The 12902-nt window shown below is 48.4% G+C and carries 14 protein-coding genes; 8 read left to right on the top strand and 6 right to left on the bottom strand.

The annotated features are described in order from the left end of the window. Nucleotides 1–26 precede the first annotated feature (26 nt). Complete coding sequence (locus tag MKX70_RS11350; RefSeq protein WP_042239388.1) at nucleotides 27–689, bottom strand: YheC/YheD family protein; 663 nt, start codon at nucleotides 687–689, stop codon at nucleotides 27–29. 210 nt (nucleotides 690–899) lie between these two features. On the opposite strand from MKX70_RS11350, the gene MKX70_RS11345 reads away from it, so the two are divergent. The 7 genes from MKX70_RS11345 to MKX70_RS11315 all read left to right on the top strand — a co-directional run bounded on the left by MKX70_RS11345 (nucleotide 900) and on the right by MKX70_RS11315 (nucleotide 9343). Further along, nucleotides 900–1109 carry a hypothetical protein gene (locus tag MKX70_RS11345; protein WP_042239391.1) on the top strand — a complete coding sequence of 70 codons (210 nt, stop codon included), beginning with the start codon at nucleotides 900–902 and terminating at the stop codon, nucleotides 1107–1109. Nucleotides 1110–1499: 390 nt separating this feature from the next. Further along, the gene (locus MKX70_RS11340; RefSeq protein WP_340840035.1) at nucleotides 1500–4322 is read left to right on the top strand and encodes an O-antigen ligase family protein; all 2823 of its coding nucleotides are present in this window, start codon (nucleotides 1500–1502) and stop codon (nucleotides 4320–4322) included. 201 nt (nucleotides 4323–4523) lie between these two features. Then, on the top strand, nucleotides 4524–5219 hold the full coding sequence (locus tag MKX70_RS11335; protein WP_042239397.1) for a response regulator transcription factor: 696 nt from the start codon (nucleotides 4524–4526) through the stop codon (nucleotides 5217–5219). Between the two features lies 1 nt (nucleotide 5220). After that, nucleotides 5221–6276 carry a HAMP domain-containing sensor histidine kinase gene (locus tag MKX70_RS11330; protein ID WP_042239400.1) on the top strand — a complete coding sequence of 352 codons (1056 nt, stop codon included), beginning with the start codon at nucleotides 5221–5223 and terminating at the stop codon, nucleotides 6274–6276. Nucleotides 6277–6489: 213 nt separating this feature from the next. Beyond that, nucleotides 6490–7671 (top strand): alpha/beta hydrolase family protein, encoded by a 1182-nt coding sequence (locus tag MKX70_RS11325; RefSeq protein ID WP_340840034.1) that lies wholly within the window; start codon nucleotides 6490–6492, stop codon nucleotides 7669–7671. Between the two features lie 5 nt (nucleotides 7672–7676). Further along, nucleotides 7677–8627 (top strand): ABC transporter ATP-binding protein, encoded by a 951-nt coding sequence (locus tag MKX70_RS11320; protein ID WP_042239404.1) that lies wholly within the window; start codon nucleotides 7677–7679, stop codon nucleotides 8625–8627. Further along, nucleotides 8627–9343: an ABC transporter permease gene (locus MKX70_RS11315; RefSeq protein WP_042239408.1), complete on the top strand. Its 717-nt coding sequence runs from the start codon at nucleotides 8627–8629 to the stop codon at nucleotides 9341–9343. The genes MKX70_RS11320 and MKX70_RS11315 overlap by 1 nt, the downstream gene beginning before the upstream one ends. Nucleotides 9344–9480: 137 nt before the next feature. On the opposite strand, the gene MKX70_RS11310 is transcribed toward MKX70_RS11315, so the two are convergent. From MKX70_RS11310 to MKX70_RS11290, 5 genes are all read right to left on the bottom strand, one after another. Next, on the bottom strand, nucleotides 9481–10020 hold the full coding sequence (locus MKX70_RS11310) for a GNAT family N-acetyltransferase (protein WP_042239411.1): 540 nt from the start codon (nucleotides 10018–10020) through the stop codon (nucleotides 9481–9483). Between the two features lie 44 nt (nucleotides 10021–10064). After that, nucleotides 10065–10811, bottom strand: coding sequence for a hypothetical protein (locus tag MKX70_RS11305; protein ID WP_042239414.1), 747 nt, complete (start codon nucleotides 10809–10811; stop codon nucleotides 10065–10067). Beyond that, nucleotides 10812–11288 carry a DinB family protein gene (locus MKX70_RS11300; protein ID WP_042239417.1) on the bottom strand — a complete coding sequence of 159 codons (477 nt, stop codon included), beginning with the start codon at nucleotides 11286–11288 and terminating at the stop codon, nucleotides 10812–10814. A gap of 279 nt (nucleotides 11289–11567) precedes the next feature. Further along, nucleotides 11568–11957, bottom strand: a complete 390-nt coding sequence (locus MKX70_RS11295) for a rhodanese-like domain-containing protein (RefSeq protein WP_042239419.1) — start codon at nucleotides 11955–11957, stop codon at nucleotides 11568–11570. A 107-nt stretch (nucleotides 11958–12064) separates the two neighbouring features. Further along, nucleotides 12065–12382, bottom strand: coding sequence for a rhodanese-like domain-containing protein (locus MKX70_RS11290; protein WP_042239422.1), 318 nt, complete (start codon nucleotides 12380–12382; stop codon nucleotides 12065–12067). 236 nt (nucleotides 12383–12618) lie between these two features. Between MKX70_RS11290 and MKX70_RS11285 the strand changes: the two genes are divergently transcribed. Continuing rightward, the gene (locus tag MKX70_RS11285) at nucleotides 12619–12900 is read left to right on the top strand and encodes an ArsR/SmtB family transcription factor (RefSeq protein WP_042239425.1); all 282 of its coding nucleotides are present in this window, start codon (nucleotides 12619–12621) and stop codon (nucleotides 12898–12900) included. Nucleotides 12901–12902: the final 2 nt, after the last annotated feature.

Raw genomic sequence — 12902 nt, 5'->3', positions numbered from 1 at the left:
TTAAAATTTCCTTAATTAATTTTTGGTTATTTTGGTCTTGTATTTACTTCCAGAATCCATATTTTTCCCCGATGATCTACAGCATAATCGAAACCAAGCTCGCCGATACCAGGGAAATGCCGTTCCAGCAGTTCAATGCAGACTAAAGTCAGCCGGCGCATCTCCGCTTTCTTCGCAGAGGTCCGGATTCCGGGGAGCGACCTTCTCAGTCCATGGCGGCAGCTGAGCATTGTTCCCCCTTTACAGAGGTTAGTTACGAACAATCCCGGCCGGGCTACCCTGCCTACCATGGAGCGGAATTCCCAATGATCGCCGTTCTTCACCACTTTGACCCGGTAATCAATCGGACGCCCCGAAATCCGGGCAAGTGAAATGCCTTGCTGGATCAAATATCTCCGCTTTACCTTGAACCGGTCCAGCGCGTACCTCATCGAAGCGAAATCACGATATATACGTGTATTATGCATATAAGTGAAGCCATAACCCCGGTGATCCCGGAACACCTTGATCACCCCGTAGCCTCCGCCACCGACAACCGGCTTAATTACAACATTCCCGTATCTTCCCAGCATCGCCAACAATCCGGCAGCACTATATTCCCGGGTTCTCGGAATGTAACCGGCAACCCGTGAATCGCTAAGCAACGCCGCGGTCTTCAGCAACTTGCTTGCCAGTTCTCTCCCCGCCATTTTTTCGCCCTCTCCTTTCGAATTCCCAGCCTACCCTATAGATTACTCACAAAAGACCGCACCCTCCTGTATGATTGTCCGTGGTAATGGAGTTCACAGCAAAAAAGGGCATATAGCCCCAAGGGCCGTATGTCCCGGTGTTCCGTTTATTCCAGAGCTGGAATATTCTTAAAATTCGTTGTATTATAGCCTGGAGGGGAGGGTTTCCTAATGGCACAGTTTTTTGAAATCCTATATTGGTTTGCGATGATTGGCATGTCTGTTGTACTGGCAGGAACCACAATACTCGTCTTCGCGCTGGGCTTCAAATTCATCAAAGACCGCCGCAGAGTTCTGGGCGCCGGCTGTATTGCCTTTTCCCTGGGGGCCGCTGCCCTGATCGTGTTCATGATTAATTTCAAATTCATACTTCCGGCCTGAACCAAAGCTCCCGGCAGCTATGGCAAAAGACATCCGTAGTGCAGACTGCCTTTTATCATTGCTGCCTTTGAGCGGAATCTCAAGTATACATGCTTCATAGATTTGCCTGAGATACTATATTCTATTAAACCGTGAAGGGTTGGCCTGTGCCGATGGACAGCTTCATTAGCTGAATCTTATCCTGCCCTTAACACCCGGCTGCTCTCCAAATACTAAATCCATCCCCAGACCCGCTATGAATATGCCTCGCGGCTCCAACCCTGCTTATCCCATTCTGGCTTTTTAAATTTTCATCCATAATTTCACATTATCATCATTTTACACAATATACCTTAAATGGATCTATGTTAAGATTAGTAGCGTGGATATTCGAAAAAAGGAGAATTTAACGTGTCGAAACCTGTATACGGCAAACAAGCGGCTCCTTCCAAAATGACCGAAAAGAATTCCGGACCCGCATGGGCGCTCTGCATTGCCTTCATCCTGTTCCTGGGCTGGACCCCCTTCCAGGTTGGATTGTTCAACGGAATGAGAGTGGAATTTGAGAAGCCCATTTATATGGCTGCCTTGCTGAGCGGTCTGCTCCTGCTGGTCTGTGCTGTCCTGTACTTCAAGACCTTCAGGCTGGATGGGCAGCGCGATCTGCTTACCTTAGCCGCAATTCTGCTCCCGTTAACTTACGCCTTGTCCCTGTGGGGGGCCGCTTCACATTATATGGCGATGAACATGCTGTTCACCCAATTCACTTATGTGGCGGTCTTCATTACCAGTGTGTATCTGCTCCGCCAGAGGCAGCTCAATAATGTTATTCAGCTGGGTACTCTCGCAATCGCTTATGTGATCGTCGGTTTCGGTCTATTGAACTGGCTCGGAAGCTGGAAGCTTGCCGGCAGTCTTGTAGGCTGGTTCTCGGATACTGTGGTCAACGGCAAGTACACTGAAGCGGTGATGACCGATTCGAACGGGCTTCGCCTGACTTCCATTTTCCAGTATGCCAATACATATGCAGCGTTCCTGATGGCTTTTCTGTTCGTCGCTTTATTCGCGCTGATCCGCTCCCGGAAATGGTACGGACAGCTGATGCACGGATTTATGCTGGTTCCCTTCATCGTCTCCCTGCTGCTTACCTTGTCCCGCGGCGGTCTGGTCCTGCTGCCTGTGGTACTCATTATCCTGCTGCTTTTCCTGAAGCCTGTGCAGCAGATACTCTGGATTATCAATCTTGCCATTGCCGGCGTATTGTCTCTGCTGATCACGAATCCGGTGACCGGACTGGGCCTGGAGCTGAATACCTCCTTCACTTCCACGGCAGCCCTGCATGGCTGGAGTTATCTGCTGGGGGCGTCCGCTTCTACTGCCACGCTCTGCTGGGTTGTCCAGCATTACTTAGCACCTTGGCTGGGCCGCAAGCTCGGCAGCATAGAATCACGCCGCTGGAGCGGAGCATGGATTCCTGTGGTGTCTGTCGCCGGTGTGTTGATTCTCGCCTTCCTGTTCATCGGGACCAGCGCGCGCAATATTCTGCCGGCGAATATCAGTACCCGGCTGGAGAATATCAACTTCAAGCAGCACAGTGTGCTCGAACGTTTCACATTTTATATAGATGCCATGAAGGTGGTCAAAGATTATCCGGTACTTGGCACCGGAGGCGGGGGCTGGGCATCACTCTATGAGCATTACCAGAACAACCCTTACCTGAGCCGCCAGGTCCACAACTTTTTCCTGCAGTACCTGATTGAAGTGGGCATCCTCGGCTTTATCGTGTTCATGGGCTTCATCCTGTTCATTTTCTATAAATATATCAGGGGATACCTGAAGCGCGACAAAGACGATTATAACAACGGGTTTTTCTATCTCATCATCGCGTTGTCGATTCTTGTTCACAGCCTGCTTGATTTCAATATGAGCTATGCGTTCATGGGGATTCTGGTCTTCCTCGCTCTGGGAGGGATGACCGTTGTCATGGAGAGCAGACCGCTCCGTCTCAAGTGGAACAAGCTCTGGATCAGAGCCGGGTATTTCGGGCTGCTGGGAATCGGCACCGGGTATCTGCTGTTCCTGTCTCTGGGGTATATCAGTTCCAGCTCTGAAGCCTATGCAGCCAAGAAGCTGGTCAACGTCAGCCAATCTTATGATGAGATCAAAGCCCCTCTGGTAAAAGCACTCAAAACCCGCCCGAATCATCCCGAATCGGCGGCATATCTGTCCATGCTGGATCAGCAGGTATTTACACAAACGCAGAATGAACAATTTCTGGACGAATCCTATACGGTGTTAACCCGCGCACTTGAAGGTGAGCCCTATAACAAAGACCTGCTGTCCCAGCTGGCGAAATACTATGACCTGAAGGGCCAGAGTGAAGAGTCTCTACAGGTCTATCAGGATAATGCAGACAAGTTCATGTGGGATATTAACTGGTATGATCATCTGATCAGCCGTGCCTCCCTCCTTGGGCTGCAGGCATATGCCAAGCAAGATGAGGCAGGGAAACAGAAGTACTTCAATAGCGCCCTGGCTTCCTACAAGCATGTAACGGACGGCATTGAGCATTTGAAGACTCTTCCACCCGAGCAGCTTCAGGGCCGTGAATTCTTCGTTACCTCAACGATTGCCCTGAATGCAGGCCGAATCCAATCCCTGTCCGGAGACGGGGAAGCTGCTGAGGCAACGGTGAAGCAAGGCTTCATCAATGGTTACGAAGATTTGACGGATACCAGTACACTCTGGACTACGGATTGGTACAACGGAGTGATCAGCCGTTCCCAGGAGTTAGGAGCCGCAGCTCTGAAGCGGGCACTGGATGCTTATGCACTGGGCCAGACGGATCTGGGGGATCAGGAGACGGTTAATAAGGAGCGGTATTTCAAAACCGGACTGGATGCTTATGCCCATGCGGCTGCGGATGAAGAATGGTTCAGCACCCTTCCGGCTGAAGATCAGCAGGGACGGGGATCGATGATTACTTCAGTTATGCTGCTGAACGCCGGTAAGATCCAATATTTATCGAAACAATGGCAAGCCGCCGCAGCCACACTGCAGCAAGGGCTGAATGAGGATTATAACGATGCCGTCAACCGGGAAACGGCCCGCTGGTATCTCGCTGTACAGCAGAGAACACAGAGTGCCCAGGATCAGGCAGTGTATGACAAGCTGATTGCAGCTGATCCCGAAGAGGCAGTCAAGATTAACGAAGTTGCAGGTATGCCGCTCTAACTATACTATTCCCAGACTAGAGAACAGCAAAAAGAGGCTGTCCCAAAGCCGTAAATGGCTTCTGGGATGCCTTCTTTTTTGTGTAAAGATTAACGTGTACACTTGAATGGACGCTCATCGGCGTTCCTGTGGAAGATTGCATCAACCAGATTAACGAATTATTATTTATATCAGGTCTGGTTGTGTCTGGGAGGTAGTCAAATGTCAAAAACGATATTAGTAGTAGACGATGATGAAGAAATCGTAAAACTCATCACCAAAAGTTTAAGGTACGAGCAATTTGCAGTAATCACAGCCCGTTCCGGGGAAGAAGCCTTATCTGCAGTGGATGATAATCACATTGACTTCATCGTTCTGGATATAGTGATGCCTGATATGAATGGACTTGATGTTTGCAGAAATATCCGGACATCCTATAATGTTCCCATCCTTTTTTTAAGTGCGCGTGATCAGGACATTGATAAAATTGTCGGTCTCGAAATAGGAGCAGACGATTACATGACCAAACCTTTCAGTATTCAGGAGCTGGCCTCCAGGATAAAGGCCCATTTCCGGAAAGTGGACAGGCTGCATAAAGAGTGGGATGAGCTTAGTCCCGGGAAAGAAAAGGCGGATGCTCCGCTTATTTTGAACGATAAAACGTTTGAAGCCTTCCTGCATAGCCGGAAGCTCGACTTATCCACGAAAGAATTTCAAATTCTGTCTATCCTTATGCGTCATCCCAATCAGGTACTCAGCCGTGAGCAGATCTATGAGAAGGTCTGGGGAGACGAGTACGGAGAAATCAATACCGTAACGGTTCATATCAAGAATATCCGTAAGAAGCTGGGGCCTGAACATAACTTCATTAAAACCATTTGGGGTATAGGCTATAAATATACGGAAAGAGAGCAATAGGATGAAACTGAAAATAAAACTTCCCCTCTTATTCCTGCTGATGCTTCTCATTCTTATGTTTTCCATTGGAATCTACCTGAAGTTTATCTTTGCAGTGTATTCTCCTATACGCACCACATTGCTGGACTCACGATATATAGCATTGCTGCTGCCCATATTTGCCATCGCGGGTTGCATATTTTTCATTCTGATCATCTATATTTATAGAAGCATAGAGAAGCCCATCCGGCGGCTGAATACCCGGCTGGGGGAAGTCAATGTGGTCCATCCCCTGCCTCCGCTGGCTTCGAGGAGTAACGACGAGATCGGAGAACTTTATAAGCACTTCAATAAGATGGAGCACAGGCTTCAGCTCGCCCACAGAGAACAGACTGATATGATTGCAGCCATCGCCCACGATTTGAAGACACCCCTGACCTCTATTAACGGCTTCACCGAACTGCTGGCTACACATAAGGACTTACCCGACACTGAAAAGCAGGAATATTATGAACTGATTCAAAAGAAGTCAGCCTATATGGTTGAGCTCCTCAATGATTTCTCCCGCTTCACCAAAGAAACACTGGAGCTGGAATCCATGGTGACCACACGTGTAAAGGCAACAGAATTATTTGCAGACATCGCCTTTGAATATGAGTACGAGCTGGCGGGACTTGATATTGAACTGACTTGCCGCCATTCCTTCACGGACAGCATCGGGCTGACGGTCAATGAACCGATGATCCGCCGGGTGTTCGGCAACCTCTTCAGCAATGCTGTAAGGTATGGAGGGAAGCCTGATCTGAAGGTGTACATGACCGGATATTTGCGGGAGCATCATGCCTATTTCCAGATTGAGGATAACGGAATCGGCGTACCGGATAAGGATCTCTCTTCTCTGTTCCTTAAATTTTTCACGGTGGATAAATCGCGGCAAATCCAAAAGGGCGGACTTGGGCTGGGCCTGGCAAGCTGTAAATCTATTATTGAGCATCACGGGGGAGAGATTATGGCCTTCCCTTCCGAATATGGCGGTTTGGGAATAAGATTCAGCCTCCCCCTGGCTTCACTTCACTGATTGTATTTACGCACTTCTTCTTCAACAACAAAAGATTAAAGGCTGTTGTCGGGTGTGACACCCAGGCGACAGCCTTTTTGTTTTTTTAGCAGTTTATAGTTTTTTATATTCTCTTTATAAACATTTATTTTTCTTTTACCGAAGCTTCATCTTCGAATGTAAAAATAACTTCTAGTAAGATAATCACCGGTACCCGACAAGGAGGATGTTAAAATGTCAATTGAGTTCAGCCGCTGGCCCAATAATTACATGATGTCATACCAGGTTACCAAAGCTTTGGGTATGGCAAGCCTCGGCGCTACGGATGTCACCGAAATCTACGAGGCCTGCAAAAAAATCGACCCCGATGACAAAGCTACGTGGCACAGGGAGTGGCTCATCACCGCTCAGGCATTGGAAAAACACGGCAAGGAGGCCGAAACGGCCGGAAACTGGTATACCGCGCGGAACTGCTACATTCGTGCCTGCAATTACTACAGAATCGCAGAGTATGCGGTGATGGATGATGATGCCGAGAAAATCTGTATCTTTAAAAAGGTTAATGAACTCTTCGAAGCCGCCGGACAGTACTTCGATGTCCCCCCGGAGAAGATTGAGGTTGATTACGAGGATGTCAAGCTGGATGGATACTTCTTCTCCCCTTCCTGGATCGAAGGCCCAAAACCGACCGTATTTGCGCTTAACGGTGGTGACGAGTGGTCCATTGAGAATTATTTCTGGCTGGGTCCTGCCTTCCTTTCGTGCGGATATAACTTTTTGGTCTATGACCAGCCCGGCACCGGTCTATCGATGTACGAGAAGGGAAAGGGGCGACGGGCGGACAGCGAGGCTTTTCATTCCCGGGCCATCGACTTCCTTCTCACACGGCCGGAAGTTGATCCTGATAAGATTATCGTGCACGGGGAGAGTTTTGCAGCCTACGACTCCTTGCGGTTCGCTTCGTTCGATCACAGGATTGCTGCCGTGATCTCCGACGGCGGTACGCATGCCTTCGACTGGAAAGCCATGCTGTCATGGATGCCGCCAAGTCTGGCCGCACACGGCATGAGAATTCTGGGGGCGGAAAGCCTGGAGGATTTTGCGGAGAATCCGCGTTTTGCCTATGATCTTGAAGGCGTACTCCACCAGATCGAATGTCCGCTGCTTGTCATGCATGGAGCGGAGGAGATATTGGTTCAGCCCAATCCGCTGACACAGGCCATGAAGAATTACGAGCAGGCCGGTTCGACAAACAAGACATTCTTCGCGATAGAGGATAGACGGCTTGGCGGATTAGAACACTGTCAGGTGGATAACATCAACGTGCTGCATGAGGTAGCGCTGAATTGGCTCTGTTCTATTGGGCTTGGGCCAGCCGCCCCCGCCAATCTTAGGAATTGTCATAGGAGGAGTTAGGAGCTATGCAAATTTTATCAAAGAAAAAAAGCAGCAGCACGCCCGCTATACAAATTGACGGTGTGCACAAAAAGTTTGGCGACTATACCATATTAAACAATCTTTCGCTGGAGGTGAGCCGCGGTGAGATTTTCGGATTCCTGGGACTGAATGGCGCCGGGAAGACAACGACCATCAAGATGCTCCTAGCGATGCTGAAGCCAAACTCCGGCAAGCTCTATATGTTAGGTGAAAAGGTCGATGCCGGAAACTATAAATTATGGAGTAAGGTTGGATATTTGGAGGAGGCTACTTTTTACCCTGATCTGACTGTAGTTGAGAATCTTGACATCGCAAGGCGCATGCAAGGGGTACCTGACAAGGATGCCGTACATCAGGTGATCTATAAGCTGGGACTTGAGCCGCACCAAAAGAAAAAAGCAAAACATCTCTCTTTGGGTAACAAACAGCGCCTGGGACTCGCCAAAGCGATGATTCACAATCCGGAAATTCTAATCTTGGACGAGCCGATCAACGGTCTTGATCCCGCAGGCGTGGCGGAGATACGGAATATGTTATATAATTTGGCAACAAATTTCGGAATAACTATTTTTATATCCAGCCATCTGTTAGAGGAGCTCTCGAAAGTGTCCACACGCATTGGGATTATTCACGGAGGCCAGCTTGTTAAAGAAGTCGCAATGGATAAGCTGGAGCAATCCTTACAGAAAAGCCTGGTCGTGAACGGACTGAACAAACCTGCCTTAAAGAAGGTGCTGGAAGAGCATGGCTATGCCTTTGAGGATACCCCGGACGGCTCTATTAAACTAACCAACGAACATGCGGCAGATCATCCTGAACGGCTGGCCGAACTGCTGGTTCAGCGCAATCAGCCGCCAACATCGCTCCGGGTGATTACGGAGGATTTGGAAGGTTATTTTCTCCGCACCATTGGTATGACCAGGGGGTTTAAATAATGAATATTTTATCTGTTTTACATTGTGAGATTCGCAAGATTATCCGCTCTAATGTGTTCTGGATCATGTTTCTTGTGTTAGGCTTCGGGCCCATCATGATGGGCGTCGGAAATGTATTATCCAGTGACGCCGGCGGTGTCAACTGGGAGCAGTATTTAACCGGATTGCTGGATACACTTGCCCCGCTGGGACTTATCGGATATACCTTTGTTGCGGCATGGGTATTCGGACGGGAGTTTGCGGATAGAACCATTAAAGATTTGCTGGCAAAGCCCGTGTCCAGAGCGAAAATTGTATTGTCCAAATTCCTTGTCATTTTAGCATGGTGCCTGTTACTTTCCGTCTATATGTTTGCCGTAGGTTTTGCCGTAGGGGCGATTATGGGAGTTGAGGGCGGGTCCGCTTCCTTCATTTCGAGCTTGTTCTTTAAGTTCCTAATCACCTCTCTATTGTTCATTTTTGTGACCGCACCAACCATTCTTTTGGCTAACGTGACCAAGGGCTATCTGGCACCCCTGGGGCTCATCCTGATCATCGTCATTCTTTCCAATGTGCTCTCCTCTTTTGGATTTGCACCCTATTTCCCATGGACCATCCCGTCGGTATTTCAAAGCACCGGTTCTTTACAGCTCAGCAGTATATTGATACTTGCGTATACAGGAATAGTCGGAATAGCCGGAACATTTGCCTGGTGGAGATATGCGGAGCAGCCATAAACAATCCAGTGCAGCAAGCAAAGCAAAAAGAAGCTGTCCCCAAAGCCATAAAATGGCGTCAGGGACGTCTTCTTTTTTTGCGTAAGATCAACGTATGCACATGAATGGACGCTCCGCGAACGGGCTGTTGTTCCAATTCAGCCGCGTGCCGCCATATACTCGTCCTTCAGGATAGAGTATTGGTAAGAGTCCAGCCACTTCCCCTTATGGCGCATATGTTCTCTCAGATGCCCTTCGTATACCATTCCTATTCGTTGCATGACTCTGGCAGAGCCGGTATTCTCCGGGCGGCAGGTCGCGTAGATCCGGTGAAGATTAAGGTCATTGAAGCCCCATTCCAGCAGCACGGCGGCAGCCTCACTTGCAATACCCTGACCCCAATAGGAGCGGTTATAGCAGTAGCCGATCTCCCCCTGGCCTTCTCCGCTGATATGTATCCCGCAGCCGCCTATCAGTACATTCCCCTGCTTCAGAACGACTGCGTACTCGAACCCCTGGCGCGGCTCCTGCTGTTGCATATCCAAGGTCAGCCGGATATAGCTCCGGGTATCCTCCAGGGAATTGGGTCCCCAGATCATATACTTGGCCACTGCCGGATCGGAGGCATATTCATGTACCCGCTGGACATCCTCAGACCTGAATTCCCGGATCAGCAGCCGGTTTGTTTCAAATTGCATGCTTGGTCACATCCTTATGCTTACTGTTGTAATCCGGGGTGGCTTCATGGCTTAGCAAGTTCAATTCTTGCATATTGCTCTGCGAAATCTTCCCCTTGGTTCAACGCTTGGATTAACTTGAGGAGCCCCTCTTCTCCTGCACTAGAGAACCACCGCGTAACTTCATAACAAGCCAAATTGTAATTCTTCCATGCTTCCGGAGTTCCATAACTGAAGGCATCATACGAGTCTAAAAGGCCGTAATCCACAGGCTTCTTCCCTTTATCGGTTACCTGTTCCCATAGTGCTGTGCTATTAGACAATCTCCCGTCTACCATCGAAGCCAGACCTTCATCAAACCATACGGGCACTACCTTGCGGTTGCGCAGTCTTTCCCTCAATTCAGCGTGGGTGAATTCATGCGAAATCACATTTTCATTAAACCCGTCCGGGCCGATCACAATATAGTTATTCCAGGGCAGGTAATAGGTTTGTCCGGTCGGATTCTCAGTGTATTTTCCCAGACTCCTGGAAGTTAACGCCACAATTAAATTCGGAGTTGAAGTTCGCTCACCCAAAATAGCCGCGACCTTCTCTTGTGCAAGCGCAACGTAATATAGCAGCTGATCCTGCAGATCCTTTGACATATCCGGCTCTATATAAACATCCGGTGCCACTTCAACCATGTTAGAGTAATTGACCAAGGCCGCATGCATCGGCTTGGCATAGACTCCCCAAGAGATCATCAGCAGTGCTATGAACAATATACTCGACGCAGCTATTACCTTCATTTTTCGGGTCAATTTCAGCATTTAGTTAAACAGTCCTCTGCCAATAAAGTTAGCCGTAACCGGCGGCTTCCCGATCTCCCGTGACCATACAGACAATTGACCGGCGTGATGGATCTCGTGGGCAATCAGATGCCGCATAACTTCGCCGTATCTGTGGAGTTCGCGTTCCCCTTCATCCGTGATATCAATCATGATCCGGTCTTCCATGCTGTCATTCCAGCCGTACACGAATGGAGCCAGCTCCTCATGACACCGCGCGGATAAATCCTTGACCTGCTGCAAGCTGGCTACTTCCTCGAATGAAGGAATCTCAATCTCTTTTTCTTGTATTCCGCCACAGATCCAGCCATACTCCACTGCCACGATGTGATATAACGTGGGGAGGATATAGCCTATACCGCCGGTGCGTAATTTCATCAGCTCTCCCCCGTCAACCGTACCGCACCAGTCGAACCAGTCTTTGCGCACTTGCCAATTATACTGAAATAGCTTCAACATGCCGTTGCCTCCAATACTCGTAAATTTCATTACGCCTACTATTCATGATTCGCGATATCTCCCCCCACTCCTGCCGGTGATTAACGTCAACCAAGTGTCCATGTGACGAAGCCGCCATGCTGATGTACCAGATTCTTATGCGAAAATAAAAGGAGAACCCCAAAACCCTAGTGGTTTTTGGGGTTCTCTATATGGTATCTAGAGACTGCAGAGCTTTCGGTTCACATATTCAGCTAAGTCATCCACCAAATCAAGTTGGGCTTTCATCCAATACTCCCCTTATCCTTGCTTCAGTTTACCGCTCCATGCGTTTAGTCCGCCTTGCAGGTGGACTAGTCCTGAATAACCGTTTTTCTGCAGAATTCTGGCTGCGTTCTTGCTTCGCATTCCACTTTGGCAGTATAGAAAAACCGTTTTATCCTTGGTTATTTCCCCTAGGCGACCGGATAACTGGGATAATGGGATATTCTTCGCACCGTTCATATACCCGGTCTTATATTCTCCCGGCTCCCTGACATCTACGAGGAAGCGTTGATCCGTGCTCTCCATCATGTTTTGGAAATCCTGTGGACCCAGTGCCTTTAAACCTTTAGCCGGTCTTATACGGGAATAGACAAACCAGAGCAGCAATACGATCAATACAATATTAATGATTGAACCTGTGTTCACAATATCTCTCTCCTTTTGCTGGTGCAATGTGTACTTTTCTGCAGTACTTTCAAAAGTGCTGCAGCAGCTGATCGTACCCAGGCGCTGCAGCGCGGAGTTGTGCGGGGTTAGTCACGCACCAATTCATCCGTCCATGCACTAAGTCCACCTGTCATGTTCACAACAGTAAACCCCTTTTCGCCCAGCAGTTCGCAAGCCAGGCCGCTCCGGCTCCCGCTTCGGCACATAACAATGATTTCTTGTGCAGGATCCAGTTCATGTTGCCGTTCCATAAGCAGTCCAAGAGGAATATGCTTAGCACCGGCGATGTGTCCCTCCGCCCATTCTCCAAGCTCGCGAACATCAAGCATATTAAGAGGCGCCCCCTTCTTGAGCTGCGCTGCTACTTGCCGGGGTGTAATTTCTTTTGAAATTTTGAATGCCATGTTAATCTCTCCTTAATTGTATATAGTTGAAATTCGTTATAACCTGCACTCCAAATCATAGTTATTTGGATCATGCATTGACTTTAACATTATACCCCTAGGGGTATACGAATAATAATAGATCGGTTGCTCTATGTTGTCAACAGTATTACACGTATCTTATGATTGCATTATATATCTATATATCGTAATATTACGTTATAACGATTTAACGAATCGAGGTGATTGCTCATCCTATGGACAAACAATTTAAAGCTTATGCTCAGGCGGCTGAGTTACTAAAGGCTCTAGCCCATCCGGTTAGATTATGTATTGTAAAAGGAATTATTGATAAAGGAAGCTGCAATGTAACCTACATGCAGGAATGTCTGGAGCTTCCACAATCAACGGTTTCACAGCATCTCCAGAAGCTCAGAGCATTCGGTATTGTAGAGACTGAGAGAAACGGTCTTGAGATTATTTATTCTATTAAAGACGAAAGAACCAGACAACTGATACAAATATTAATGGAGGAATAGAC

Origin of the sequence: Paenibacillus sp. FSL R7-0312 (assembly GCF_038004445.1) — a bacterium.
GTDB lineage: Bacteria > Bacillota > Bacilli > Paenibacillales > Paenibacillaceae > Paenibacillus_AQ.
This window is presented reverse-complemented; position numbering and strand designations above follow the sequence as displayed.